Origin of the sequence: Enterobacter cloacae complex sp. SHL018 (assembly GCF_049237905.1) — a bacterium.
GTDB classification, from domain to species: Bacteria; Pseudomonadota; Gammaproteobacteria; order Enterobacterales; family Enterobacteriaceae; genus Enterobacter; species Enterobacter hormaechei_C.
Genome location: NZ_JBMKJE010000001.1, coordinates 1,906,351 through 1,932,482, shown reverse-complemented (window position 1 = coordinate 1,932,482; position 26,132 = coordinate 1,906,351). Strand labels below are relative to the sequence as shown.

The window sequence follows — 26,132 nt, the reverse complement described above, 5'->3', positions numbered from 1 at the left end:
CTTTAAAAGCAGGCTTTTCAAATTTGGCTCCTCTGACTGGACTCGAACCAGTGACATACGGATTAACAGTCCGCCGTTCTACCGACTGAACTACAGAGGAATCGTGTGAACGGGGCGCATATTATCGACCTGCGTACGCCTTGTCAAAGGATGGATCGCCGACTTTGAACTGTTTGCTGACAAAACCAGCAAAGTGACGTTTTTGCCAACGGAATGCACCATTATTGTGCAGATATACCCCGAATGGGGCAGATCGGAAACCGTTGTCCCCGTCTCAAAACAGGCACCAGTGATTGGCTTTCCTTATTTTCAGCCGCTTAGCAGCGACATACACCCGCTGCAAAAAACTGGCATCCATATTGCAAAACCTGTTTAACAACACAGCCGTTACCGGCACGCTATTTTCGAACAGGGGGCAACATGAACTTAAGACGACTGAAATACTTCGTAAAAATCGTCGATATCGGCAGCCTGACCCAGGCGGCTGAAGTGCTGCATATCGCGCAGCCTGCGCTGAGCCAGCAGGTCGCGACTCTGGAAGGCGAAATGGACCAGCAACTGTTGATCCGCACCAAGCGCGGCGTAACGCCTACCGAAGCGGGAAAAATTTTATATACCCATGCCCGCACGATCCTGCGTCAGTGTGAACAGGCGCAGCTGGCTGTGCACAATGTGGGTCAGACCCTGAGTGGCCATGTCTCCATTGGCCTGGCGCCGGGAACGGCTGCATCGTCGGTAACCATGCCGCTGCTACAGGCGGTGCGCGCGGAGCTACCGGAAGTGCTGGTTTATTTGCATGAGAACAGTGGTTCCGTGCTCAATGACAAACTGCTCAGTGGTCAGCTGGATATGGCGGTGTTGTACGATCGCTCCCCGGTTGCCGGGATCACCAGCCAGCCGCTGCTGAAGGAAGATCTTTACCTGGTCGGTACCCGTGATTGTCCCGGTCAGAGCATTGATTTAACCGCTGTGGCAGAGATGAACCTGTTCCTGCCGCGTGACTACAGTGCCGTGCGCGTGCGCGTTGATGAAGCGTTCTCGCTGCGCCGTCTGACGGCCAAAATTATCGGCGAGATTGATTCCATCTCCACGCTGACTGCCGCCATTGCCAGCGGCATGGGTGTAACGGTTCTGCCTGAGTCTGCCGCACGTTCACTGTGCAGCGCGGCGAACGGCTGGATGGCCCGCATCACCACGCCATCCATGAGCTTACCGCTGTCGTTGAATATGTCCGCGCGCGGCTCCCTGTCACCGCAGGCGCAGGCGGTGAAAGAGATCCTGATGTCTCTGGTCAGTAAGCCGTCGCTGGAAAATCGCGAGCTGCAACTCGTCAGCTGATATTCCAAATAAGCATAAGATGCTGGTTTTTATTATTTGTTCTCCAGCCCGCCTGACTCTAACAATAGCCTTATGTCAGATGCGCCGGAGTGAATTGTGAATTTCCAGCAACTTAAAATTATTCGTGAGGCGGCCAGGCGGGATTACAACCTGACCGAAGTCGCCAATATGCTTTACACCTCTCAGTCGGGCGTCAGCCGACATATCCGCGAGCTGGAGGAGGAGTTAGGCATTGAGATTTTTATCCGTCGCGGCAAGCGCCTGCTGGGTATGACCGAGCCAGGCAAGGCATTGCTGACCATCGCTGAGCGCATTCTCAACGAGGCCAGCAACGTTCGTCGGCTGGCGGATCTCTTTACCAACGACGCTTCCGGTGTGCTGACTATCGCCACCACCCATACACAGGCGCGTTACAGCCTTCCGACGGTTATCAAAGCATTTCGTGAGATCTTCCCGGACGTACGTCTCGAACTGATCCAGGGCACGCCGCAGGAAATTGAAGTGCTGCTGCATAACGGTGGGGCCGATATCGGTATCGCCAGTGAACGGCTGAGCAATGACCCGCTGCTGGTGGCGTTCCCGTGGTTCCGCTGGCACCACAGCCTGCTATTACCCGCCGAACACCCGCTGAACCAGGTTTCACCGTTGACGCTGGAAGAGATCGTCAAATGGCCGCTTATCACCTACCGGCAGGGCATTACCGGGCGTTCGCGCATAGATGAAGCGTTCAAGCGTAAAGGGCTCACGCCGGACGTGGTGCTGAGCGCGCAGGATTCCGACGTGATCAAAACCTACGTCGAGTTAGGGCTGGGGATTGGCCTGGTGGCCGAGCAGTCTGGCGGAGAATATGAGGACGGTAATCTGGTGCGTCTGGATACGCGTCATCTGTTCGATGCGAACACCGTCTGGCTGGGGCTGAAGCGCGGGCAGCTTCAGCGTAACTATGTGTGGCGTTTTATCGAGCTGTGCAATGCGGGGCTCTCCGTGGATGAGATCAAACGCCAGGTGATGGAGCCGGAAGAAGTGGCGATTGATTATCAGATTTAGTTTTTGCCCGGCGGCGCATTGTCTGCCGGGAACGGTAAGAGTGGCTCTAAGTCTTCCTGGGTCATACGTGTACCGGGTTAAATAAAATAATGCCATCCATAAATGAATGGCATTATTATTTTATTTCTTAATGGCTAATTCCTTTTAGACATATTTAAAAAGTGTATCCGGCAGTTAAATAGTAGGCCCACCCCGTAGAGTCTATACGGGTGATCTGCCCTTTGCTATTATATGCTTTACTGCCTTCTTCAAATTGCCCACCATGATAGAAATAACGAAGGGTGGCGCCATAGCTCCAGTGAGAGTAAACTAAGCTGAGGATATGGGTAGAAACTATTGAGTCATTAGTACGGGAGTAAAAGGATTGCTCGCCACCTGATTCGTCTTTTAAGTCTGAGCCAAAATCAAAATTGGTGAAACCGATGTAATTTAGCTTGCCGCCAAGCAGTGTAGTTAAAGGAATAGCATATTTTAATTTAAAGCGATATCCATCCCATTCGTTTTCGTTGGCGGCGTTATAATTATTCCCCTGGTATTTAGCGTAGATGTTTGCAGATAACGTCATCGGTAATCCCGTATCAATATCCGTCCCAATTCCCATATACCAGGTACTTTGACGCTGTCCTTCGTTAGTACCCGCATCATAAATATAGTTGTGAGCAAAATACCATTCTTTAAATGGACCAACGCTCAAATCAAGTCCCGTTAATTTGTCGATGCTAAAACGTGGCTCTATTTCTGTAAAGAATGGCGAGCCATTGTCCCAAATACCAATGTCGTTGTCATTTCCCAAACCAAAAAATTTAGGTAAATCCGCATAGCCGTAAAAATCAAACCAATCCACATGTGCCCACGCACGGTATTCTGGATAGAGATCGGACCTTTTTTGTGGCCCAAAGCGAGTAGAGTTGCTGCCGACTATATTAATGCTTTGATGCCACCAGTCTGATAGATATTCATTATTACCAGAGTCCGCAAACGCAATGAAGGGGAGCATTATCAATGCGCCTGGTAAAAGATATTTCATTTTTTTTATGCGTGTATTTCCTTTAATGGGAGTATGGTGAAAAGCGAGTGGTATTTAAAATACATGTCAGTATTTAATCACTTCTTGTTTAATTCATTTTGCTGCGCTTACATCAGTCACCCTCATTTCATGATCGGGTTTAACTGGGCTATGCGCCTTCACATAATCAATAATTGAATCGGCAGAGGTAGTGCTGTTAATAGTTTTAATATTTTTCCCTTTTAAAAATGCTTCAAATCCATCGCCACCTGTCGCACAAAATGAGTGTGTAGCAACCCGATATATCCTGGTCGGATCTATGGGTTGATTATTGACAGTGAATTTAATGAGACGTTTGCCCAGCGGTTTTGTACTGTCATAGACAACATGAACGCTTTTTGATACTTGCAAAATACCATTGGTGAGATTAGTCGCATGGATCATTAAATCGGTGAGATCTTTTCCGGTAAGATCCATTTCAACCAGGTCATTATTAAACGGGAAGGTGGTAATAACATCGCCGTAGGTTAAATTTCCCTGTGGGAAATCAGCACGTATCCCTCCGCTGTTTTGTAATCCAACGACGGCATCCGGCACTTTTGCCATCATGGCATCAATTATCAAATTACCGACGGGTGATGATTCCCCATATGAACGCGTAAAGTGCGCCGTTGTCGAACCAATAACCTGGCCAGTGATTTTTTTCAGACTGGCATTCCACTCATCAATTTTAAGCTGTACTTTTGGATCAGGTTTATATTCGTCAGAAAATACAGTGATTAATTCACCTTTGTAACGCTCAATTTTCTTCGTCTGAGGGTTAAAATCCAATACTAATTTACCAATGTCAGTACCATAGGCATCCGTTGAAACAATGAGAGTGTCATTAACTTTAATCGGTTCTGGCGTCCCTACATGGGCATGGCCTGTGATTAATACATCAATATCCTTAAATTTCTTCGCGGTATCGATATCAGCTTGTAGCATTCTGGCTACGTCTTTGTTTCCATAGCTTGACTGGCGCGCTGGCGTACCTTCATGAATAAGCAGCACGATGATATCCACTTTACCTTTTAAGGCATCAAGCCCTTTTTGAATATAAGGCTCTTCATCACGCGCCTCTGAACCAGCGTAAGCCTTAGCTGCAATCGTGTCATAAAATGCAAATTTCTGATGTACCCCGATTACGCCAATTTTGATGCCATCTTTTTCGACAACCGTCCAGGGGGTATTCCAGACGGGCTTTTCACTGTTGGTATAAAAAACATTACCTAACAAAATGGGGAAGTGTGCTCTTGATAACTGCTTAACCATGTTATCAACGCCATAGTCAAATTCGTGGTTTCCCACTGACACAGCATCAAAGGGCATGGTGTTCATGATATCAATAATGGCTTCGCCTTTGGTCAGGGTACTTATATAGGGCCCGGTAAAGTAATCACCTGCATCAAAGAAAAAAACATCTTTACTTATTTTCTTAGCATCATTGACGATGGTCGCTATATTCGCAAAACCTCCTACCAGACGTTCTTTGTCAACGGTGGATAGTTTCCCAGGAGAGACATGAGCATGTAGATCGTTGGTATAGTAAATTGTTACATCTTTTGCATGAACTGAGGCGGTTAACGTTGCGAACCAACATAACGTAATCAGGCTCAGCTTTATATTTTTCTTCATAATCAATTCCCTTGAAAAAAAACAATAGCTTGAAAAGGGTCCATGTAGAGGTATGAACCCTTAAACGTTTATTTTATTTCAATGCATTCATCACCAATGCGGCGCCAAAAGCCTGTATGGTAAGAACCTTTACTTTTTCACATCAGCAACGCGCATGCCTTTGAGCTGCTCATCCGTAATAGTGTTGCCCGCTTTGAAGTAATCGATCACGGCATTAGAAACGTAGTAACCGCCTGTTGTATTACGCGCTTTACCCTCGGTAAAGGTGGTAAAACCATCGCCGCCGTCAGCAAGGAAGCTCTGAGTGGCAATGTGGTAGACTGTCGCATCCTCAATCGGCTTGCCATTAAGGGTAAATACGAAGACCCGCTGACCGATTGGTTTACTGCTGTCATACTTCACCTCCAGGCCTTTTGAAACCTGCAAGACGCCATTACTTAAACTTGCGGCATGTTCCATCAACGTGCGTAATTGTTTACCCGTAAGATCCATCGTGGCCAGCTCGTTAGGGAAGGGGAACGTACTGATGACGTCACCCATCGTAATTGCGCCCGACGGGATCTCATTGCGAATGCCGCCCGAGTTGGTCAAGGCTAGCTGAGTATTTTTACCCGCAGCCACGAGTAGAGCGTCCGCAGCCAGATTACCCAGCGGGGCTGATTCACCATACGCGCGCGTCAACTCAACCGGCGACTGCGCCACCGTTTGTTGAACTACTTTATCCAGTTTCTTATTCCAGCCGTCTATAACCTGTTTCGTTTGCGGATCGGGCTTCCACTCATCGGCGTAAATGGTTTTAAGCTCAAAATTTTTCATCGTAAACTGATGCGGCTTCGTGTAGTCCAGTACCAGTTTCCCCACATCAATGCCGCCGCTGTCGGTCGAGAGGATCAGCGTATTGCCAACTTTAATCGGTTCCGGCGTACCGACATGCGCATGTCCCGTAATCAGAATATCCAGACCTTTCACCTGGCTTGCAGTTTGAATATCTTTATCCAGTGCACGTCGTACGTCGGTCCCTCCCATACTGGACTGACGCGCCGGTGTACCTTCATGGACCAGCAATACGGTCAGGTCGACTTTGCCTTTCAGTTCATCCAGATAGCGCTGTAACCACTTAATTTCATCCCGCGCTTCAATGCCTACGCGCGTTGCCGCGGAGACGGTATCATTGAAGGCAAACACGCCGTGCAAACCAATGACGCCAATTTTCACGCCATCTTTTTCGACGATGGTATAAGGTTTATCCCAGAATAATTTGCTGCTGTTCTCATAGAATATGTTGCCCTGTACGACAGGGAATTTCGCCTGGCTTAGCTGTAATAATGTATTATCCCAGCCATGATCCAATTCATGATTACCTATCGTTACAACATCAAACGACATGGTATTCATAATATCAATAATTGCTTTTCCCTTCGTTAAGCTACTAATATAAGGGCCAGTGAAATAGTCACCTGCATCAAAAAACCATGTCGCTTTACTTTTTGATTTTTCCTCTTTTACCAGAGTAGTGATATTCGCCCAGCCACCAATATCCCGTTTGCCGTCAGCAATCCATGGCACTTTATAAGGTTCTACATGAGCATGGAGATCATTGGTATAAAGGATGGTGACATCCTTAGCGCAGGCCCAAAATGGTAGCGTCGTCAGAATACCCGCAGCGATTAACTTTATCTTCATAAGTCGTTCCTTTCAGTCATATAAAGATTCGCTACTTTACGTTCTGAAAGGATTTTTTATGCGAACCTGCTCACACACTTATGCAAGAGTTATGCGGCAAAATCACCGACCCATTCAAATCGTTGGTGATTAATATTGATTCTGTTTACGATTAATACCTGTAAATCGTTTGGTTGCCGTAATTTAGGGCTGCCAGTCTCAGCATCTGAAGATTACAGTTGGCCAGACTACAGGCTGGGATATCCAGCATTGCACTGCCGGGCATGTGGGAGTTATCCCCCTCTGTTTAATGAACAACAATTTAATGAATGGCTTTTTTCTTGCTTAAGCGCCTATGCCTTAGAAAACGGTTATTTTTGCCCTGAATGTTATTGCCCGAAAACTATTTGTTATGGTTATAACCCACGGGGGACACAGCGCGTTCAGTGCCGCGCCTGCAAAAAAGTCTGGACACCCAAACAGCAAAAGCAAAGAAAAATAGTGTATCCAGAACGTATTGAAACTGTGTCAATGGTTGTACCGTTCCAGGGGAGAATTGCAGAACAGAAATTGTATGTCCTGATCAGTTTTGATGCCATCCGCGGTAATATTATTCATCTCTCTACTAATTTTACTGAGCATCAAAGTGGGGAAACATTACGTTATCACTGGAAGGGAAATATCGAGCCTGATTTGCATCACGCTGATATTGTAAAACGCGTTGATATGCGAGAGACACAGTTTCTGCGTCGGAGCCAGTTCGATGAAATACAGTATGGAAGCGCGGCTCTGAAATGTAACGCCAGAGGTTCGATTGTGCGCCCGGTGATAGCGGCTCACGGGCATTTTCGAATACTGAATCTCCTCTTTCCTGAGGTAAAGATGCATGTTATTTCACACGAATGCTTTCTTCGGGGAGCAGTCATTACCGCCTGGGCAAATTTGTTTCGCCTGGGGCAAGGTGAAATGTGGTTTATAGAAGAAGAAATCAACGATAATGATAGTGATATACCCTGGAATTTTCAGAGAACGTCACAGCATGGCTGGTGGCAAAGTCAGTGGCAGCTTTGGGAGCAGGGAAGAAACCGTAAGATGGTTTGCCCATTAACAGGGGGGGATAGCAATAACGCTAAAAGGCTCTCTTTAACGGCCAGCAGGTGCTTTATCAACTGGCTATATAAACAAACGCATTTTAGTCGCAGCGCGCAACTATCCGCAGGGCGGGTGACGCAAATACTACTTTCCCTGGCGCAAGACTATAACGATAAATTTACATTAGCGCCTTCAGGTATGAATAATGGCTCAATCTTTTCGGCGATGAAGTCATGACCTGTGCGCTTCGTATATAGCATCAAGGGGTCATGGCTCGACATGACCCCCTATTAACATATGCAGTGATCAATTGCATCTGTTCCAGATTGTTACATCATTTGATTAATTTGCATAAATAGATGCCGCAGTGATGACGTCAGTAAGCTCCGTTTCATTAAATAATCTTGCACGGTAGGCCTCCCCAGGGTATTGAGGAGCGCCATCAGATAAAGAAATCACATCATAGATAGAGGCAACCATATTACCGTCTACGTCACTGATAAAGAATGAGCGCGCATGGCAGGTAAAAATAGTGAAATAATCACCATGATCAAACACGCCTCCCATAAAGTCGGTCCATTGGAGGATAGGCGTCGTTGGGAGTTCAACAGGCGCATGAATCTCAACAGCGGTGCCTGCTGCTAAGTCGACCGCATAGAACAGAATGCGGGCTGGATCTGTTTGATAGGGGTCCGACGTCGCTGCGTCATTTATCGGACGAATAACGGGGTTGCCATTTTCATCTACGCAAGATCGGTTATCGAACACTGATAAGACAAATTTTCCTGCGGTAGGATCGATACTGGCAGAAAAAGCACTATTATTCGTGATGCACACCGTATGGGCACCATTTTCAAAATGAGTAATACCCGAATTATCAATATGAATAGTCGCTTGTTTTGCCGGGAACTGAGGGTTGAAATTACCTGTGTCGATTGCCCACAAGATACTGCCATCAACGATAGAGATACCAAAAGTTGTACTCGTTGTGCGAGAATGGACAATAATGGCTTCTTCGTTATTTGGGCTGCTTGCAATCCATGTAAGAGAGTTAAAATGGACATCATTAGGCGTATTGTTATTCAGAATTTGAGAACCACTATATTCGCTGGTATAGTTTTTCGCCCAAATCATTTTCCCTGTCTGATCGTTAAATTTCAGAACCAGCGCATCTTGCGCCATCGTGTTGGTTAGTCGGTTAGGGCTATCGGTGCCAAACATATAAATGTCGCCCGCGGAGTCCCAGACTACATCATGAGTATTTGCATAGTGATTGCCATCAGCATCACGCATGTCGAATTCAAGGACGACATTGCCCATGATATCAATTTTGAAAAAGCGACGGCCGTACCACGCCATATCTTCGTCGCTGCCAGTATAGAGGTAGCCATTGTGGATCCGCAGCGGCTGGAGATGATAAACCGATAAGAAGTTAAAACGCAGGTCACCATTTTGGTCATAACCTCGGCCAGTGGATTCCATTAACCAACTGTTTCCCCATACAGAGGTAAATAGTGCAGGATCGGTTTGCTCAATATCGAGGTGGAAGATGACAGATGTATCGTATTCCTGATCTTCTGTACTGATGATAAATGGCTGATTGAAAACTTCAGTACCCGTGTCATCCTTAAATACGACCTGCACACTGTTTGCATATTGCGCATAAAGACCAATAACAGGGATTTTAATGGTTTGCGTAACACCATAAATGAGATCCGATGTATAGGTAAAATCTACGCTGGTTGGACTGGTCGTCCTTTTTGTAACAGTGTAAGAATAACTTACCGGGGTATCTGAGGTAAAATAAAGGTATGCAGCGAGCTGGTTGTCGGCTGGTGCAAGTTCAGTTTTAATATAAGTAATTGTCATGATGGTATTCCTTTTATTTCATTCAATAAGATATATGGTTTTTTTGTCAACGCAATTAAGCATCGCCTGTATAAATAACGAGTAAATAAACGCCTGACGGATAATTTTGAGCTTTGATAATTAAAAGCGATTTTGTATTCTCATTCTCCTATTATAAAATTTATGTAAAAAGAACATGGTTAATCATCCGGAAAATAACGATGAGCTGTATTCTCTGCGGAAATATACATGTCAAATGTGTTAGGTTCTATTCAGGATACATCTTTCGTGATAGCTGAAAATGAACGCCATCCTTTATTTCCGTCCAGTTGCCGCCCCACTCAACATCAACAGATAGCTCCTTAGCGGCCTGAAAAACAGCCGTTGCAATTGTCTGATAATGTTTAAAATCCCATGAAACGGTACCGTTGATGACCGCGAATACATCGACGGCGTGCCCCGTTAAATGCCTGCTTTTAGACGTTAATGATTTTCCTAATGCTAATAGCTCAAGCTGTCGTTTTTGGTTTCTTACCCCTTCAGAAATACCGAAGTCAACAGGCGATAATTTCAATGCTTTTCTCATCACCTCCGAAAGATCTTTATGTACTCCTTTAAGGTTCTTTTCAGTCTTTCTACTAAATTCATGATTTATCATTACTATCTCCAGAGATTTTCTTCCAGTAATAATTAAGAGCAACAACACCCATTGCACCTGATATACCGCTGACTGCAAGTGAAGTATGAAATACTGAACCAAGGCTTTGTGACATGAACCCAGCAAGTACACCGGTAAATCCTGATACAATAATTTGTGCTAACGCAGAAAATAAACTTCTTCCCGACTGGCCTGACTTAACGTCAAGGAGATATCTGACAAGTCCTCCCCACGCGCCAAATAATATTATGTAAAGCCAGCTAAAAAATGCATTTGATGATGGGTCTTTCCATGGCAAAGCAATTACCTCCATAGGGTATATAAGTAAAAAACTTTAACTCTTGATGAGATTATTTTTCCTGGTCTAACGATTTGCTTTTGCTATGCGGTAAATAATAAACGTTGAGCAATCCCGTTTTGTGATGAATATCACACGGAATGTAATTAATAGTTTTTGCCGATCGATATTTGATGAATGATAGTTATGTGTTATTAATATTAATGATTCTATTTATTAGTGGAATATATAACAGGGACAGGTGAGGAGGTGGGGGTAAACACTAAAACGGCAACGGGCGCCGTCCTGCATTTCTCATGCGCTGAAAAGCAAAAAGCCTGCTTTAAAAGCAGGCTTTTCAAATTTGGCTCCTCTGACTGGACTCGAACCAGTGACATACGGATTAACAGTCCGCCGTTCTACCGACTGAACTACAGAGGAATCGTGTGAACGAGGCGCATATTATCGACCTGCGTGCGCCTTGTCAAAGGGGAAAACACCGTTTTTGTTCGTTTGCCGACAATTTCAGCAAACCGATGATTTAATAGCAAATTTGCTTTCAAATTGCACAGCAAATCGCGCCGCCCGCAGGCAGGCGGCGCGCAGGATCAGAACAGTACGGAGTAGTTCAGGCCAAAGGTACGTCCACGGCCTTTATAAGTATAAAGACCCGGTGCGCCGTAGGTTGGGCTATACAGCCCCGGTGCGCGCTGGCCCCAGGCGGTGGTGTAGTCTTTGTCCAGCAGGTTTTCCACGCTGAAGCTGACTTTGCCCACCGGCAGGGCGTAGCTGCCCAGGAAATCAACGGTGTTATAGCCATCAATCTTCTTACCGTCGGCGTCAGACACGTCGAAGGTTTGTGTGCTCTGCACGCGCAGGGCCCAGTCGCCCGGCGCCCAGTTAACCCATGCGCTGGCTTTAGACGGGCTGGCGCTGTCGACCGTCAGCTTCTCCCATTTCCCGTTTTCACGCGTTTCGGACTTGATGGCGTTAAAGTTCGCCCCGGTGCTCCAGTCGCTGTCGGTGAAGAAATAGTCCACCTGGCCTTCAACCCCGTAGATACGACGTTTGTCGTCCTCCAGGTTGATGGTCATGTCGCTCTTGTTGATGGTGATGGTTTTATCCGAGAGCGAGTAGTAGGCCGCCACCTGGGTACGCAGGTTATCGCCGGTGAAGCGCCAGCCCAGCTCGTAAGCATTGACCTTAATACCGTCCAGCGTTGAGTCGTTCACGTTGACGCTGTTTTGCAGGCGATAGTGACCATCGACCAGCTGATAGGTGCCGGAGCCGTAGTACTTCGCCAGGTCCGGGATCTCGAAGCCCTGGGAGAAGTTAAACCACAGCTGCTGCTGTTCGGTCAGACGTCCAAGGATCCCGGCGTTAAACAGGAAGTTGTTGTAGTCGGTTTTCCCGCCCGGCACCGCGTCAGCGGAGGTCGCTTTGCCCGTGGCGATTGCCTGCTGCTGGGCGTAGCCGACAAAATCGTCCACCTTGTTTTCGGTGTACTGGTAACGCACGCCGCCGCTCAGGGTGATGGCGTCAATGTCATAGCTAGCTTGCAGGAACGGCGCGAGGTTGGTAATGCTGTAACCCGGATAACGGCCCACGTTGTAGGCATTGTCCAGCTCCATGCCACCGCTCGCCGCCGCTTTGCTCAAGTCAAAGAACTGCTGGTTGGCATCGAACGTTTCATGATCGGCGTCCACACCCCAGGTGAGGGTCAGGTCGTCCATCGGCTTGCTGTTCAGCGTCAGCTTGCCGCCGTAAAAATCGGTTTTCTGCTGGGACGCGCCAATGCTGGTCACCGCGCCTTTGCTCAGCGTCGGGAACGGGTAGTAGGTCAAGCTCTCGTCACGGTAGTAAATCTGCGCAACCAGATCCTGACCCCAGAAATCGGTGTTCGAGTATTGCAGGTTGATTAGGTGACGCTCTGTGCCCGGGATACGGTCAGAGTTCAGGTTATCTTTATTATAGGCTTTGGCATCGCCCGTGACCGCAGCGAAATTCTCCCCAAGGAACAGGCCGTGCTTGCCGTCGGATTCGCTCTTGTAGTACTGCGTGGTTAACTGGAGCTGCTGATGATCGTCGATGTTGATGGTGCCTGTCCCCATCACGTCGATACGGTCGGAATACTGCAAGCCGGTCTGGGTGTTATCGATAATCACCTCGTCGCCGTTGCCGTCATACCAGCCGCCGTAGCGCTGATAGGAGACCGACAGACGGCCAGAGGCGTTGTCATTGCCGCCGCTCACGGCTGCGGAGACGTTCTCATCATGGTCGTTATGGCTGTTAAACCCGCTTTTTGCCCCGGTCTGGAACTCCACTTCGGTCTCCGGCTGGCCTTTTTTGGTGACGATGTTCACCAGACCGCCGGTACTGCCGCCGCCGTACAGCGAGGTGGCGCCGGAGATCACTTCGATGCGGTCAATGTTGAACGGATCGATAGAGTCGAGCTGGCGGCTGTCGCTGCGGGAAGAGTTCAGACGTACGCCGTCCACCATCACCATCATGGAGCGACCGCGCAGGTTCATGCCGTAGTTGGTACGTCCCTGGCTGCTGACGTCCATGCCGGGGATCAGCTGGGCCAGCACGTCTTTAATCTCTTTCCCGCCCTGAACCTGCTGCTCAATTTCCGCCCGCTCAATAACCCAGGTGGTTTGCGCCATCTCTGCCACGCTGCGATGTGCCCGGCTGGCAGAGACCACAATATCTTCTTCCTTTTGTTCTTCCGCCCACGCAGAGGTAGAAAGCATGGCAAGCAAGCACGGATTTAAAACCCAAAGATGAGAACGTTTCATTGTTATGTTGATCCTGAATGTGTGTGTCAGTACTCGGTGGTCTTTATTAATGATTTAAAAACCTGGCTGCTCTCCGGGCTGGTGGTGCTCCGCCAGTGGATCACGCCGGGGGTGGTTGCCAGCTCAAACGGCTCGTCATCGTGAGCGCGATTCAAAATTCGCGCCGCGCGCCAGGCCATCAGGCTGAGCTGGGGTTCGGCAATACCGAGACGGTGCATCCCGGCATTGACGGCAAACAGGCGGTTGCTCTGCGGGCCGTCCCATTCAAGGGTGAAATCGTTGTTGATGCAGAAGGCTTCATTCTCATCCAGACGCAGTCGGGAAGAGAGCGGGGCGAGAAACGCGGGCTGCACGGCGCGGTAGCCGGTGGCGAAAATCACCACGTCGCTCTCCAGCTGTTCGCGCCCGCCGTCCAGGTGATGCTGGATGCTGAGGCGATGTCCGGTTTCCTGGCGCGTCAGCGCCGTCACCGAGCGGGACGGCATCAGATGCGCCCAGGGTTTTTCGCGCAGCACTTCGAAGCGGTGATACATGGCGCGATAGATGGCCAGCAGCGACTCCGTGGTTATCCCGTCGGAGGTCATCTTCTGCTCCTGCAACATCTGACGTCGGGCGTCGTCACCAAGGGTGGAAAAGCTATCCACATACTCCGGCGTGAAATACTCATTAGCAAACGCGGCTTCATCCAGCGCGTTGTAGTTGTTGCGGCGCGACACCCAGTTGAGGCTCAGCGGCTGGCCCCATTCCCCACGGAAGATATTTAAAAACAGATCCGCACCGCTCTGGCCGCCGCCAACGACGGTGACGCGCTTGCCCGCTAAATCCGGCGTGCGCAGCATCATTTCGCTGGCGTGGAAGCAGGTATCGTCCTGCGCCGTGACGCAGTCCGGCAGGTTGATCTGTTTGCCAATCCCCACGCAGACGTGGCGCGCCAGGAAGCGGTCGCGCTGGGTCACCACCTCAAACAGACCGTTTTGCTCATCAAAGCGGACCTGCTGTACCTGCTGGCTGAAGGCCAGGTTCGTGAGGTTATCCGCCGCCCAGCACAGGTAGTCGGCAAACTCCTCGCGCGAGACGGTGCGCTGCTCGGTGGTGAGGAAACGGTAGAACTTTTTGCGCTGTACCAGATAGTTCAGGAAGCTGTGGCGGTTGGTAGGCTCCACGGCGCTGACCAGATCCTTCAGGAAGCTGGTCTGCATATGGCAGTCCGGCACCATCATCCCCGGGTGCCAGGAGAAGTGCGGCTTGCGTTCAAGAAACAGCGAGCTAAAACCGTCCAGCCCCTCTGCCAGCGCGGCAATACTGAGGTTGAACGGACCGATACCAATGCCGATGAAATCATAGGTTTTCATTGCGCTGACTCCTGGGAGACCAGAAAAAGAGGGTTATCAAGATCGCAGAGGTAGTTCGGCAGCATGCGGCTGCCGCCGTCGTGTTCAGAGAAGGTAAGTTTGACTGGGTTGAGGATCACGCGAATAATCTGCGGCTTAAACAGGTCGAATTTGGCGAAGCGCGCCGCAAGATCCGGATGGGCGGCCATATAGCGACGTAACACCAGCGCCAGGATCTGATAGAAGCGGGTTTCGCTCACGCCGCATTGCAGGGTGAGGCGGGATATAAAGCGCAGCACCGTGACAAAGTTGCCGGTTTGCAGGTCGTGGATGATGTAATCCGCGCTGAGGCGCGCCGTCACCGCTTTTACATGCTCCGGCAGGCTCTGCGCCTGCGGGAAATCTTCATCCACCAGGCGCATATCGCCCTGAAAATCCTTCAGGAAAATGCGCTGCGGAACGTAATCTTTCATCACCAGCGTGACGTTCTGGCCGTGGGCGATGAGCGCCACCCCGTAGCGACAGAGCAGGTGATAGAAGGGGATCACCGTCGCCTCAAACAGCTTTTCCAGCCATGCGTCAGCGGTTAACCCCGAGCGTTTGATCCACGCGTCAATCAGCGGGCGCCCCTGGTTATCGGTTTCCATCAGAGCCGCCATCAGCACCGCCTGTTCGCCATCCTGTAAATAGCAGGATGGGTTCTCGCGCCAGATCACCCCCAGCATCTCCTGATAGCGGTACGGCGCCTCAGGCAATGCGGTATAACCCGGATGCGACAGATATCCGGCTGCGGGTTCGCCAAGCACCTGCGCCCCGGAGTGAATCAGCGTGGCATCGCTGGCGAACTGCTGCTGTAGCCAGCGCGAGGCCAGCGGACCGGCGGCGATATACTTGCCCGGAATACCGCGATAGCAGGAGGTGTTGTAGATAGTCAGCGGCAGCTTGATGTCATACGGCGCGCGACGGCTGGCGTTGGTCAGCGTGCGCAGGGACTGCTGCGCCAGATACTCATCGCCGAACTCACCCAGCTCTACCATCTCACCGCGCGCGAGCTGCGCCAGGAAATGAATGGCAATTTTTTGCTGCCACTGCCACGGGTGCAGCGGCACCGGCAGCCAGCTGTCGTCCAGATCCAGCTCCTGCCAGCGGGCGTCGAACCGCTCGCGCTCGGCATCGTCCATGGCGCTGGAGAGCAGGGCGTTAATATCGCAATCGGCGTCGCTGCTCCAGACCAGACGCTCGCGCTGCACGGCGACCCAGTGCAGGCGGAAACGCCCGCGATATTCCGGCGCGTACAGGCGCAGGGCATCCAGCCCCCAGCCGCGGCGTCCCTTGTTGAAAATAAACTTCGGGTGACCGCGCATCAGGCACTGTAGTTCGTCCGGGTCGAGGTGGATCAGCGCATCGGCATCCAGCGTTTCACGCGCCTGCAACAGCTGCATGTCACCCCGCAGCGTGGCGTAGAGATCTTCCATGTGCTCCGCCGTTTGCGCGTCGCTCATCTCCAGCACGGTGGCCAGTTGCAGCAGCGCGTTTTCCGCTTCGACCGCCGCGCCGCTGGTGGTGGTCAGGGTATCAGGGTCAATATGCAGCCAGCCCCATATCCCACGCGTGGCGCGAAACTGCCAGCACGCGTTGCCCATACTGATGCGCCAGTTGTCCGCCGAAACCGGCTCGGCGCGCAGGGTGCGTTCATATTCCAGTTCGGCGAGGATCTTCGCCACCATCTCGCGGTTCACTTTCTGCCAAAGTGCGTTCACAGTTCCACCTCGTGGAAGAAGTGATGACGCTCGCTCATGATCAGACGGGAGCGTTTGTGCGGGAAGTCGAACTCTTTCACCGTGTCGAAACCGGCGGACGCCAGATGGCGGAACAGACGCTGGTTGTCGAAGCGCGGCTCGGCGACAATGCGCGCCGTGCGCGGTTCATCGAGATACAGATAGTGGCTGAGGCCGCGCAGCCAGCTGCGGATGTATTGCGCGCCGCGCCAGTTTTCTTCACCCACCAGCATGTGCAGCCCGCGGTCAAACGGCTGCCAGCGATAGTGGCGGCCAATGCGATCTTCTGCCGCCCAGTAGAGTTCAAAATAGCCGAACGGCTGGTCATCGAAGCAGCCGATAACCGGGTAGCAGTACGTCGAATCAAGCTGGCGGCGCAGGTAGTTCTCCTGCTCGGCCTGCGGTCCCGCCATCTCCCAGAAAGCGTTCACGCGCGGGTTATTCATCCAGCGGGTAAAGCGCTCGCCGTCCTGGGCCACATCGGCCACGCGGAAGCTCAGGGTGCGTTTAATTTGCGGATCGTAACGGCGATACACCTCACCCTGCGGGCGGTGAGGGCGCAGCGGGAAGTACAGCTGACGGCTTTCGTCAAACTGCATTCCGCCGCTCGCCTGCGGACGTTCGCCTTTCAGCCACAGCGGCAGCTGCCAGAAAATTTCACGCGCCAGATAATCCCCGTGAACGAGGCTAAACAGCGCCTGCGCCTGAGGTTCATCCTGCCAGGCTGCCCACGGCAGGGTAATGCCGGTCAGGGCGGGCGCGGCAACAAACAGCTGGTCGAGGGCGTCCACCAGCCAGCCGTCCGGGAGCCCGGTCAGCCGCTCCAGCACCGCGCTGCCGTCGAGACCCAGCGTCAGCGGCAGGTTTTGTTCCGTGACCGTGCAGCGAAAGCCGTAGCCGGAATGGACGATATTCGCGTTTGCCATCACGCCTTCTCCTTATAAAACGGGTTGCTAAAGTCGAAATAGATCACCGCCGGATCGACGATGGTGTTTTCGTTGCGATCGTGCAGATAGCAGAAGAAGTTGCCTTTGCAGTTCCAGGTCGGGCTGTCGAGCACGTAATCGAGGCAGCGGGTCTGCTTCGCCGTCGTGCGCAGTTCGGCCAGCGCGTCACGCACGCGGGACATCAGGTTCTCTTCGCTGTCGAAGCCGGCGGCGGCGAGCGCGGCGGTGACGGCAAGGGTAGAGTTCAGCAGCAGGTAATAAGGGAAGTAGCGCAGCAGCTGGCTCTCACCGAAGCGGTTTTCCACCTCGGTTTCACCTGCCTCTTTCAGCCACGCGTCGGCCCCTTCGGTCCAGGCGCTGCCCTGGCAGTCGCGGTAGATCAGCCCAACGGGGAAATCCTGCTGCATCTCAACGAGGATATTTTGCTGGTGCGCCAGCAGGACCAGACCGTAGTCCGCCTCGGCGCTGAACAGCGGAAGCAATACCCGGTCGCAGTAAGCGTCCAGCCAGCAGCGCGCGGCCTGGGCGAGCGGGAGATCCAGACGCTGGCTCAGACGACGCACCGCCGCGGCGAGCAGGCTGTCGCCGCCGTCCGGCGCGGCCTGGGTCAGGCTCACCAGCACGTTGGTTTGCGTTTCAGGGGTATCGAACAGCAGGTTGACGCGCAGGGCCATCAGGCTCTCTTCCTGGACGACGCCGTGCTCATCGCACAGCCCCGCCCAGCCGTCCTCCTGCATCACGCGCATGGTCGGGTAGCGCGCCTGAAGTTCCTGCCAGCGTGCCGTTTTCGCCAGTCGCGCCAGGCGCATGCCGCGCTTAACCTCTTTCACCGACAGCGTGCGCACGGAGTTGGTCAGCCGCACGCTCAGGGAAAACTTAATCATGTCGCTGTTGGTTTCACTGTACAGCGAGCGGGAAGAGCTGGTGGGCAGCCATTGCGCACCGGCTTCGCCCAGATCGCGCAGGGCGCCTTTTTCTACCAGACGCTGGCACCAGTCCTGCTCCAGCAGATAGTCGGCCTGCCACGGGTGCATCGGCAGCATCCAGCAGGTGTCGGTGAAGTGACCGAGAAGGGCCGGCGCGCTCTGCGCTGCAAAGCGCAGCAGACGTTCCCGCAGGGAGACATTCAGGCTGTCGCCGGTAATCAGCTCATGCTCAACCGCAAACCAGCGCAGCGGGAAGCGGGAGGCGAAATCCGGCAGATAGCGACGCGCCTCGGCCTCGTTGAACGGCTCGTGCGACTTTGGGGCAGGATGAAAAGCATGGCCGACCAGCAGCGCCTGTTCCGCTTCGGCAAACGTCAGCGGCTTATCGCGCAGGTTTGCCCAGTTGTGGCGTAAATCAATGGCCTGCCAGGTGTGCGTATGGCTTTCCAGGACGCGCTGCTTAAAGCGAGCCAGCGTATCGGCATCCAGCTCGCCTTTTACCGTCTCTTTTTGAAGAATGAAATCAATCAGTTGATGAAATGTGACCGTGTCACCGCCGTCGCTGTCGGCCTGAATCAGCGTTGCCGGAAAACGATACTGGTGATGCTGCGTGGGGGAGAAATAGCGTACCGGAACCCGAATGGCCTGGGTTGGGGAGAGCGGGATATGAATCTGTGATAACTCATCCGCACGGGTTGCGGGAAGATAATGCCAGTCCTTCGTTTCGCGCAGCAGCGCGTTCAAAAAACACTGGGCCGCAACATCTGTACCGGCGGAGCGGGGCAGAGTACGCATAGTTGTACCTCATTCCATGACTGATAATAATTCTCGTTATGATATTCATTCTGTTTACAGTGGCAACTATTTTTGCAATATTTGTTTTCATAAACTTCATAATTTCCACACATTTATTGACATTATCTTCACAATTTTATGCGCACCCGTACTGAGAATCTCACTGACGTTGTGACCCCTAAAGCTAACTGGCCCCTGGCACTGGGCGCCGGTTTATTAGGTATTGGGCAAAACGGTTTGCTGGTTATGCTGCCGCAGCTGGTCTCCCTGACCGGACTGTCGCTCTCCGTCTGGGCCGGGCTGCTGATGTTCGGCTCGATGCTCTTTTTACCCGCATCGCCCTGGTGGGGACGCCAGAGCGAGCGGCACGGCTGTAAGATCGTTATGCTGGCCTCGCTGGGAGGCTATCTGGCGAGCTTTGTCGTGATGGCGCTGGTGGTGTGGGCGATGGCGAACGGCGCGCTGAATGCTCTCTGGGGAATGGCAGGCCTGGTGCTGTCGCGCATGCTGTACGGCCTGACGGTATCAGGGCTGGTGCCTGCGGCCCAGACGTGGGCCATTCAACGCGCGGGGCTGGATAAAAGGATGGCGGCGCTGGCGACGATAAGCTCTGGCCTTAGCTGCGGGCGTCTGCTGGGACCGCCTCTGGCCGCGCTGATGCTCAGCGTCAGCCCGGTCGCACCGCTCTGGCTGATGGCGGTGGCGCCGTTTATCGCGCTGCTGCTGGTGCTGCGCGAAGCCGCCGATCCCCCGCTGCCGCCGGTGGCGCACCAGTCGACGCGGTTACAGGCCTCCATGCTGCCTTTCCTGGTGCTGGCACTGCTGCTGGCGGCGCTGGTCAGCCTGATGCAGCTTGGTTTATCGCCGCATCTTCACCCGTTATTTAATGGCGATGCCGTGCAAATCAGCCATCATGTCGCGCTGCTGCTGAGCCTGGCCGCGCTGGCGACCCTGGCGGCGCAGTTTCTGGTGGTACGCCCGCAGCATTTTACCCCGAGATTTTTACTCTTAATTGCCGCGGTCTTGATGGTGGCGGGTCTTGGGCTGATGTGTCTCGCCAGTTTAGCCCTGTTCTACGTGGGAATTGTCATCACTTCGCTGGGGGCCGCCATGGCAACGCCGGGATACCAGCTTTTGCTCAACGATCGGCTGACGACGGGCAAAGGCGCAGGGGTGATCGCCACCAGCCATACGCTGGGATACGGGGCCAGCGCGCTGCTGGTACCCGTGGTGACGCGCTTTTACGGTGAGCAGTTTTTGATTACTGCCGCATGGGGAATGGCGCTGCTGTTTCTCGCGGTGAGCGTGTGGGTACGATCGACCGATCGTACCCCTTAAACATTAGTGGAACGGATGAGGGGAGGTGCTGGCTGCGTCCTCACTTTGCCGCAGACGCTGGAGCGGATCCTGCTGATAAAACTGGCAAAAACGCTGCCACAGCGCCGGGAAGCGCGGAGCGAAAAGCTCAGGTGCGCTAAAGAAATACTCGGACAATACCGCAAAACACTCGGCGGGATCGGTCGCGGCATAGGCATCAATGCTGGCCGCGCTTTCACCCACCAGGTCTATCTCATCCTGAATGTTTTCCATCGCCGCGTGCAGGTCGTGCTCCCATCCCGCGACTTCACGCAGCGGGATCAGCGGCACGCCGCTGGCGCGATCGCCGTTGCGGGTATCCAGCTTATGCGCCACTTCGTGAATGATCAGGTTGAAGCCCGAGGCATCGAACGAGTCCTGAATATCCAGCCAGTTGAGGATGATTGGCCCTTGCTGCCAGCTTTGCCCGGACTGCACCATACGCTGGTTGTGCACCAGCCCGATGTCATCCTCCCACTCATCATCGACGATAAACGGCGCCGGGTAGATCAGCACTTCGTGGAAGCCATCCAGCCATTCGATACCCAGCTCCAGCACCGGCAAGCAGAAGAGCAGGGCGATGCGGGAATTTTTAAGCGGATCCAGTTCGAAGCCCTGTAGCGGCACCAGCCGTTTTTGCTGTAAAAAACGCTCGGCCAGCTGAATCAGCTTTGATTGCTCTTCAGGCAAGAGATTCGCCAGCACGGGGATCGCCAGAGCCTCATCCCAGGGCAGCGCCATATTTCGACCAGCGTCGTTCGTTTTCCAGGGCCACTTAATCATCGCTTTGCTCGTTACTCGCACGTGAACAAAATGGAAAGGTCAGGGGCTGTTAGCATGCCAACATACTCTGTTAAGCAGTATGACACTCCTCTTCGGCTGCATGCAGACTGGCAGCCTGTTTAAGAGGAATCCAGCCCGCATAAACTATCACTATGTGCCGTCAGGTTGATAGCGCTTTAGGGGTATCCCCTTCATTTTGTGAAGTATGTCGTGCGCGACTATGATAAATCTCTTCTTACCCTACCGTGCTTAAGGATCCCGTCAGTATGCCCGTCAATTTTGACCTCAACGATCTCTATGCCTTCCGCGCTTTACTGGAATATGGCAATTTCCGTCTTGCGGCGGAGTCTATCTGCCTTTCCCAGTCGGCGTTGAGTCGCAGAATTGAAAAGCTCGAGGCGGCACTGGGGACAAAACTGTTCGACAGAACCACCCGGCGCGTCACGCTGACCCTGTATGGACAGACCTTTGCCGACCGGTGCGGACAGCTGCTTGCTGATGTGGAGTCCATGCTTTCGGATATCGATAAGGCCAGCGAGGAGCGTACGGGGCTAATCACCGTGGCGACGGTGCCGTCCGCCGCCTGTTACTTTATGCCGGATGTTATCCGCCGCTTTCAGTCCCGTTACCCCCGCGTGCGCATAAAACTGATCGACAGCAGCGCCGGAAATGTTATCGAGGCCGTCACCCGCGGACAGGCGGATTTTGGTATCTGCTTTGCCCGGAGTTTGCAGCCCGACATCGAGTTTGTCCCGCTGGTGGAGGATGTCTACGTGGCCGCCTGCCGGCGCGACAGCCCGCTTGCAAAAAGAAAAAGCCTGACGTGGCAGGCTTTTTATCAGCAGGATTATATCGGTCTGGATAAGACCTCCGGCAACCGCAATCTTCTCGACCAGCGGGTCGGGCATATTCGGCCTGAACGCCCCAGCATCTGCGAAACGCGGCACGTGACGACCATGCTGGGGATGGTTGAAGCCGGGATCGGCATTGCGGCCGTTCCCGCCATGTCAATGCCCCGCGCAGAGCATTCGCTGCTGACGTCGGTACCTTTAACCGAGCCTGAAGTCAGGCGAACCGTGGGGCTGATCCGCCGCCGCGGGCGGATCCAGTCCTATATTGCTGCCGAACTCGAAACGCTAATTACCGAGCAGTATCGCGAGGTGCACTGACGGGCGTTAAGCCCGTTGCCGTAATGACGCTGGCGGCCTGTGGCGAAGAGAGAAAGGCCAGCAGCGCTTTTCCCTGTTCGGGATGGTCAGCCTTCTGCGTTACGGCTCCGGCGAAACGGGTAATGTACTGCATGTCGTCAGGCAACTTACCCACAAACATCACCCCCGGGACCGGCAGAAGCTCGCTCACCTGCTGAAAGCCGAGATCGTATTTCCCTTTTGCCACTTCAGACGCCACCGGGATGCGCTCAACCCGGTGCGCTTTATCGTGAACCTGGCCGTCGATGCCCAGCTTACGGAACAGCTGACTCTCTACATACCGGCCGCTGGCGCTGTCGGAATAAGCTATGGAATGCGCCTTCAGCAGCGTTTGCCGCAGGGCAGGCACCGTACTGATATCCGGCACCGGCGCGCCCGCTTTGACGACCATCCCGACGGGCGAATCCGCCAGCTCCACGCGGGAGCCCGCCGCCGTCCTGCGATCCTGTTCCAGTTTCGCCAGCGCATCGCCCACCATAATCACCACGTCCGCTTTTTCGCCCCGGGCGAGCCGGGCCGGAATGGCCTGCGGCGTTTTGCCCATCGACGGGCCGGAGATCACAATGAGCCTGTCGCCGCTTTGCGCTTCGTACTGCGGCGTCAGCTTCTCCAGCGCCGCTTTGAAGCCGCCAGAAATCATCACCGTCACATCCTGCGCAAGCGCGCCCGCGCTGAGGGAGGCGAAGGTCAGGGCGGCAATCACCGTTCTGAATGTAAGCATGAGGGATCACTCCTTAACGGCAGTTTGCAGGATTAACGTGCGACGACGATAGAGATAAAGCGTTGCCAGCAGGGCGCAAACGGCGGCAAAGCTCATCCAGTAGCCCGGAGAGGCTTTGTCGCCGGTGTACTCAATTAAGGCAGTCGAAATCACCGGCGTGAAACCGCCAAAGACCGCCGTTGCCAGGCTGTAAGCCAGTGAGAAGCCCGCCACGCGCACCTCTGCTGGCATGATCTCCGTCAGGGCCGGGATCATCGCGCCGTTATACAGGCCGTAGAGGAAAGAGAGCCACAGCAGCACGGTCAGCATCATTGAGAAGCTCGGGGCTGCGGCCAGCATCGTCAGTGCCGGATAGCTGGTCGCCAGCGCCAGCAGCGTCATGGCGATCAGCACCGGTTTACGCCCGAAGCGATCCGACAGCGCGCCGCCCACCGGCAGCCAGATGAAGTTGGACACCGCTACCAGCAGCGTGACCAGAAGACTGTCCGACGCGCTAAGCATCAGGACTTTTTTACCGAAGGTCGGCGCGTAAACGGTAATCAGGTAAAACGCGGTGGTGGTCATCGCCACCATCAGCATGCCCGCGACGACTACCGGCCAGTTGGCGAGCAGCGTTGTGAAGACCTGACGCATTGCCAGATGGTGGCGACGGGCGCTGAATTCCTCGGTCTCTTCGAGCTTGCGGCGCAGGAAAAAGATAAACGGCACAATCAGACAGCCAAACAGGAACGGAATACGCCACCCCCATTCGCGAATGGCACTCTCTTCCAGCACCACATTCAGGGCGAAGCCCATCGCCGCCGCGATCATAATGGCGACCTGCTGGCTACCCGACTGCCAGCTGGTGTAGAAACCCTTGCGGCCCGGCGTGGCGATCTCCGCCAGATAAACCGAAACCCCGCCCAGCTCGGCGCCTGCCGAAAAACCCTGCAACAGGCGGCCGGTCAGCACCAGCAGCGGCGCCCACAGGCCAATGCTCTGGTAAGAAGGGATCAGCACGATCAGGAAGGTTCCGGCGGCCATAATTGACAGGGTGACGATCAGCCCTTTACGGCGACCCACTTTATCAATGTAAGCCCCCAGCACAATGGCCCCGATCGGACGCATCAGGAAGCCCGCGCCAAAGACGGCGAAGGTCATCATCAGGGACGCAAATTCACTGCTTGCCGGAAAAAAAGTATGGGCGATGTAGGTGGCATAAAAGCCGAACAGAAAGAAGTCGAATTGCTCAAGAAAGTTGCCCGACGTGACGCGGAAAATCGCGCCCGCTTTGGCACGAAGCGTTGCAGGTGAGGTTGAGGAAACCATGATTATCTCCAGTTTTATAGTGACGTTATGCTCGTCTGTTTCTGAAAACTGGATCAGGAAGTGGAAATTAATAAGCGCAAATAGCGCATGGACTGATGCGTGTGGTGCATTAATGACAATGCATTGACCAGTATTTACATACTCAACAATAACTTAACATTTCGATGATCTTTTATTTACTCGATTTCGCTAAGTTGCTGATATATCAGTTTTGTGACATCGCGCAGGTGAGAAGCCAGGCGGGGCCTGGCTTGGGATTATCAGCGCAGCGCGTTCGCAATCGCGCTAAACATCAGCGACGCTTCCAGCGGCTGGGCGCTGAATGACGGCTCTGCCTGCGGCCAGGTGGACCACTGGACGATAACCAGATTTTCTTTCTGATTAACCATGATCATCTGACCAAATATACCCAGCGCCCACAGGGAATCCTTCAGCGAATTTTCGACTTTCGGCTCCACGTGTGTGGCGGTGGCTGGTACTTCGTTGTTCCACCACTGGTAGCCGTATAACCCCTTCGGATGCGCGTCGGACACCGATCCTTTGGCCTGTGTCCAGGCTGAGGACTGTTTCACCCAGCCCTCGGGGAGGATCTGCTTCCCGTCCGGCAGCGTACCGTTATGCAGGATAAACTCCCCGAAACGCCCCCAGTCTTCCAGCGTGGCGTTGAACCCATGCGCACCCACGTCGTGCTGGCCTTTGCTGTAGGCATGCCACACGCCGTCGCTCGCCATGCCGTACGGCTGCCAGATGGTCTTCTCCAGATACGCCGCGAGCGTCATGCCGGTGGCGCGCTCAAGCACATCGCCTAACAGCCAGGCGCCACCCGAGGAATAGGACCAGTTTTCGCCCGCCGGGTGTTCACGGTGTAACCCCTTCACCAGGGTGCGCACGCAGTTGTAGGTGCCCGGCTTCGCTTCGCATTCGGTAAGCCGGGCGAAGTCAGATTGCGGGTTGGTGTAATCTTCGTTCCACGCCACGCCAGAGGTGTGGGTGATGAGCTGTTTTAGCGTTACGCCCTCCCAGGCGGTGCCTTTTAAGTCAGGTTCGTATTGGGTGACAAGGTCGTCCAGGGAGTGGATTTTCCCTTCTTTAATTGCAGCACCCACCAGCGCGGAGACCACCGATTTGCCCACGGAACGCGACGTCCAGAGCGTTGAGTCGGTATTGCCTTCACCCAGGTATTTATAGGCCACTTTGCCGTTTTTCAGCACCAGCATGCCGCTGACGTTCTGGCGTTTCAGGTAATCCTGAAGAGTGTAACTCTTACCCTTCACCTGATAGCGGGCATCGGTGAGCGGTTTTTCTGCGGGCAGCAGCGGCGTAGCGTTGCCGTGGCGGAACACATCCCCTGCGTAGTTGCGGTAGTCATTGCGAAAGCCCACCACGCGATCGGTCTGGTTCCAGGTGAGCATGGTATGCGCGTCCGGGAGTCTGGCATCGAAAGGCGCCGGACAGGTGGTGAGGTCGGTACCGTTGCAGGCCGCCATAACGGCGGGCGAGAGCAGGCTGCTGACAACCAGCGCCGCGAGCAGCGTGCGGTTTGTTTTGATTTTCATATTTATCTCGTTTGGCTCAG

20 protein-coding genes and 2 tRNA genes are annotated in these 26,132 nt (G+C 53.4%); 5 read left to right on the top strand and 17 right to left on the bottom strand.

All coding sequences use genetic code 11. From position 1 onward, the window contains the following. Nucleotides 1–24: 24 nt before the first annotated feature. Nucleotides 25–100: transfer RNA gene (locus ACOTY5_RS09370), tRNA-Asn, on the bottom strand. A 320-nt stretch (nt 101–420) separates the two neighbouring features. Here ACOTY5_RS09370 and nac point away from each other — a divergent pair. Both nac and cbl read left to right on the top strand, forming a co-directional pair. Then, complete coding sequence (gene nac, locus ACOTY5_RS09365) at nt 421–1,338, top strand: nitrogen assimilation transcriptional regulator NAC (protein WP_045142650.1); 918 nt, start codon at nt 421–423, stop codon at nt 1,336–1,338. A 96-nt stretch (nt 1,339–1,434) separates the two neighbouring features. Then, nucleotides 1,435–2,385: an HTH-type transcriptional regulator Cbl gene (gene cbl / locus ACOTY5_RS09360; RefSeq protein WP_045142649.1), complete on the top strand. Its 951-nt coding sequence runs from the start codon at nt 1,435–1,437 to the stop codon at nt 2,383–2,385. Nucleotides 2,386–2,539: 154 nt separating this feature from the next. On the opposite strand, the gene ACOTY5_RS09355 is transcribed toward cbl, so the two are convergent. The 3 genes from ACOTY5_RS09355 to ACOTY5_RS09345 all read right to left on the bottom strand — a co-directional run bounded on the left by ACOTY5_RS09355 (nt 2,540) and on the right by ACOTY5_RS09345 (nt 6,751). Continuing rightward, entirely contained in the window at nt 2,540–3,421 is an 882-nt protein-coding gene (locus tag ACOTY5_RS09355) for a nucleoside-specific channel-forming protein Tsx (protein ID WP_080336138.1), read from the bottom strand. An 84-nt stretch (nt 3,422–3,505) separates the two neighbouring features. Beyond that, on the bottom strand, nt 3,506–5,068 hold the full coding sequence (locus ACOTY5_RS09350; protein ID WP_045142647.1) for a bifunctional metallophosphatase/5'-nucleotidase: 1,563 nt from the start codon (nt 5,066–5,068) through the stop codon (nt 3,506–3,508). 129 nt (nt 5,069–5,197) lie between these two features. Then, the gene (locus ACOTY5_RS09345) at nt 5,198–6,751 is read right to left on the bottom strand and encodes a bifunctional metallophosphatase/5'-nucleotidase (RefSeq protein ID WP_045142646.1); all 1,554 of its coding nucleotides are present in this window, start codon (nt 6,749–6,751) and stop codon (nt 5,198–5,200) included. A gap of 132 nt (nt 6,752–6,883) precedes the next feature. Between ACOTY5_RS09345 and ACOTY5_RS09340 the strand changes: the two genes are divergently transcribed. Beyond that, nucleotides 6,884–8,059 carry a cytoplasmic protein gene (locus ACOTY5_RS09340; protein WP_108720744.1) on the top strand — a complete coding sequence of 392 codons (1,176 nt, stop codon included), beginning with the start codon at nt 6,884–6,886 and terminating at the stop codon, nt 8,057–8,059. Nucleotides 8,060–8,164: 105 nt separating this feature from the next. On the opposite strand, the gene ACOTY5_RS09335 is transcribed toward ACOTY5_RS09340, so the two are convergent. The 9 genes from ACOTY5_RS09335 to ACOTY5_RS09295 form a co-directional block, all read right to left on the bottom strand. Continuing rightward, entirely contained in the window at nt 8,165–9,691 is a 1,527-nt protein-coding gene (locus tag ACOTY5_RS09335; RefSeq protein ID WP_023294976.1) for an aryl-sulfate sulfotransferase, read from the bottom strand. A gap of 247 nt (nt 9,692–9,938) precedes the next feature. After that, nucleotides 9,939–10,328: a M15 family metallopeptidase gene (locus tag ACOTY5_RS09330; RefSeq protein WP_017693120.1), complete on the bottom strand. Its 390-nt coding sequence runs from the start codon at nt 10,326–10,328 to the stop codon at nt 9,939–9,941. Further along, entirely contained in the window at nt 10,315–10,641 is a 327-nt protein-coding gene (locus ACOTY5_RS09325) for a phage holin family protein (RefSeq protein WP_421631897.1), read from the bottom strand. The genes ACOTY5_RS09330 and ACOTY5_RS09325 overlap by 14 nt, the downstream gene beginning before the upstream one ends. Before the next feature lie 329 nt (nt 10,642–10,970). Next, nucleotides 10,971–11,046, bottom strand: a tRNA-Asn gene (locus tag ACOTY5_RS09320). 167 nt (nt 11,047–11,213) lie between these two features. Beyond that, complete coding sequence (locus tag ACOTY5_RS09315; RefSeq protein ID WP_032648831.1) at nt 11,214–13,403, bottom strand: TonB-dependent siderophore receptor; 2,190 nt, start codon at nt 13,401–13,403, stop codon at nt 11,214–11,216. A 26-nt stretch (nt 13,404–13,429) separates the two neighbouring features. Then, a complete protein-coding gene (locus ACOTY5_RS09310; RefSeq protein ID WP_062934156.1) occupies nt 13,430–14,755 on the bottom strand; it encodes a lysine N(6)-hydroxylase/L-ornithine N(5)-oxygenase family protein in 1,326 nt (441 codons plus the stop codon). After that, complete coding sequence (gene iucC / locus ACOTY5_RS09305) at nt 14,752–16,494, bottom strand: aerobactin synthase IucC (protein ID WP_421631896.1); 1,743 nt, start codon at nt 16,492–16,494, stop codon at nt 14,752–14,754. Before iucC ends, ACOTY5_RS09310 begins: the two co-directional genes overlap by 4 nt. Next, nucleotides 16,491–17,438 (bottom strand): GNAT family N-acetyltransferase, encoded by a 948-nt coding sequence (locus ACOTY5_RS09300; protein WP_023303943.1) that lies wholly within the window; start codon nt 17,436–17,438, stop codon nt 16,491–16,493. The genes iucC and ACOTY5_RS09300 overlap by 4 nt, the downstream gene beginning before the upstream one ends. Further along, entirely contained in the window at nt 17,438–19,180 is a 1,743-nt protein-coding gene (locus tag ACOTY5_RS09295) for an IucA/IucC family protein (protein ID WP_023303942.1), read from the bottom strand. The genes ACOTY5_RS09300 and ACOTY5_RS09295 overlap by 1 nt, the downstream gene beginning before the upstream one ends. A gap of 138 nt (nt 19,181–19,318) precedes the next feature. On the opposite strand from ACOTY5_RS09295, the gene ACOTY5_RS09290 reads away from it, so the two are divergent. Continuing rightward, complete coding sequence (locus ACOTY5_RS09290) at nt 19,319–20,518, top strand: MFS transporter (RefSeq protein ID WP_045142642.1); 1,200 nt, start codon at nt 19,319–19,321, stop codon at nt 20,516–20,518. Nucleotides 20,519–20,521: 3 nt separating this feature from the next. Here ACOTY5_RS09290 and mtfA read toward each other — a convergent pair whose 3' ends face one another. Further along, on the bottom strand, nt 20,522–21,319 hold the full coding sequence (gene mtfA, locus ACOTY5_RS09285) for a DgsA anti-repressor MtfA (RefSeq protein ID WP_017693127.1): 798 nt from the start codon (nt 21,317–21,319) through the stop codon (nt 20,522–20,524). A 266-nt stretch (nt 21,320–21,585) separates the two neighbouring features. Here mtfA and ACOTY5_RS09280 point away from each other — a divergent pair, with 266 nt between their 5' ends. Further along, nucleotides 21,586–22,488 carry a LysR family transcriptional regulator gene (locus tag ACOTY5_RS09280; RefSeq protein WP_003859540.1) on the top strand — a complete coding sequence of 301 codons (903 nt, stop codon included), beginning with the start codon at nt 21,586–21,588 and terminating at the stop codon, nt 22,486–22,488. Here the strand turns inward: ACOTY5_RS09280 and ACOTY5_RS09275 are convergent. The 3 genes from ACOTY5_RS09275 to ACOTY5_RS09265 all read right to left on the bottom strand — a co-directional run bounded on the left by ACOTY5_RS09275 (nt 22,460) and on the right by ACOTY5_RS09265 (nt 26,112). Further along, nucleotides 22,460–23,248, bottom strand: a complete 789-nt coding sequence (locus ACOTY5_RS09275) for a substrate-binding domain-containing protein (RefSeq protein ID WP_045142641.1) — start codon at nt 23,246–23,248, stop codon at nt 22,460–22,462. The two genes, ACOTY5_RS09280 and ACOTY5_RS09275, sit on opposite strands and share 29 nt — an antisense overlap. 6 nt (nt 23,249–23,254) lie before the next feature. Next, nucleotides 23,255–24,556 carry an MFS transporter gene (locus tag ACOTY5_RS09270; RefSeq protein ID WP_017693129.1) on the bottom strand — a complete coding sequence of 434 codons (1,302 nt, stop codon included), beginning with the start codon at nt 24,554–24,556 and terminating at the stop codon, nt 23,255–23,257. Nucleotides 24,557–24,816: 260 nt separating this feature from the next. Further along, complete coding sequence (locus tag ACOTY5_RS09265; RefSeq protein ID WP_023294968.1) at nt 24,817–26,112, bottom strand: serine hydrolase domain-containing protein; 1,296 nt, start codon at nt 26,110–26,112, stop codon at nt 24,817–24,819. Between the last annotated feature and the right edge of the window lie 20 nt (nt 26,113–26,132).

Coding starts and splice junctions, on each gene's coding strand:
- nac (WP_045142650.1), top strand. CDS start 421: ATGAACTTAAGACGACTGAAATACTTCGTAAAAATCGTCGATATCGGC.
- ACOTY5_RS09350 (WP_045142647.1), bottom strand. CDS start 5,068: ATGAAGAAAAATATAAAGCTGAGCCTGATTACGTTATGTTGGTTCGCA.
- ACOTY5_RS09345 (WP_045142646.1), bottom strand. CDS start 6,751: ATGAAGATAAAGTTAATCGCTGCGGGTATTCTGACGACGCTACCATTT.
- ACOTY5_RS09335 (WP_023294976.1), bottom strand. CDS start 9,691: ATGACAATTACTTATATTAAAACTGAACTTGCACCAGCCGACAACCAG.
- ACOTY5_RS09330 (WP_017693120.1), bottom strand. CDS start 10,328: ATGATAAATCATGAATTTAGTAGAAAGACTGAAAAGAACCTTAAAGGA.
- ACOTY5_RS09325 (WP_421631897.1), bottom strand. CDS start 10,641: ATGGAGGTAATTGCTTTGCCATGGAAAGACCCATCATCAAATGCATTT.
- ACOTY5_RS09315 (WP_032648831.1), bottom strand. CDS start 13,403: ATGAAACGTTCTCATCTTTGGGTTTTAAATCCGTGCTTGCTTGCCATG.
- ACOTY5_RS09310 (WP_062934156.1), bottom strand. CDS start 14,755: ATGAAAACCTATGATTTCATCGGCATTGGTATCGGTCCGTTCAACCTC.
- ACOTY5_RS09300 (WP_023303943.1), bottom strand. CDS start 17,438: ATGGCAAACGCGAATATCGTCCATTCCGGCTACGGCTTTCGCTGCACG.
- ACOTY5_RS09295 (WP_023303942.1), bottom strand. CDS start 19,180: ATGCGTACTCTGCCCCGCTCCGCCGGTACAGATGTTGCGGCCCAGTGT.
- ACOTY5_RS09290 (WP_045142642.1), top strand. CDS start 19,319: ATGCGCACCCGTACTGAGAATCTCACTGACGTTGTGACCCCTAAAGCT.
- mtfA (WP_017693127.1), bottom strand. CDS start 21,319: ATGATTAAGTGGCCCTGGAAAACGAACGACGCTGGTCGAAATATGGCG.
- ACOTY5_RS09280 (WP_003859540.1), top strand. CDS start 21,586: ATGCCCGTCAATTTTGACCTCAACGATCTCTATGCCTTCCGCGCTTTA.
- ACOTY5_RS09275 (WP_045142641.1), bottom strand. CDS start 23,248: ATGCTTACATTCAGAACGGTGATTGCCGCCCTGACCTTCGCCTCCCTC.
- ACOTY5_RS09270 (WP_017693129.1), bottom strand. CDS start 24,556: ATGGTTTCCTCAACCTCACCTGCAACGCTTCGTGCCAAAGCGGGCGCG.
- ACOTY5_RS09265 (WP_023294968.1), bottom strand. CDS start 26,112: ATGAAAATCAAAACAAACCGCACGCTGCTCGCGGCGCTGGTTGTCAGC.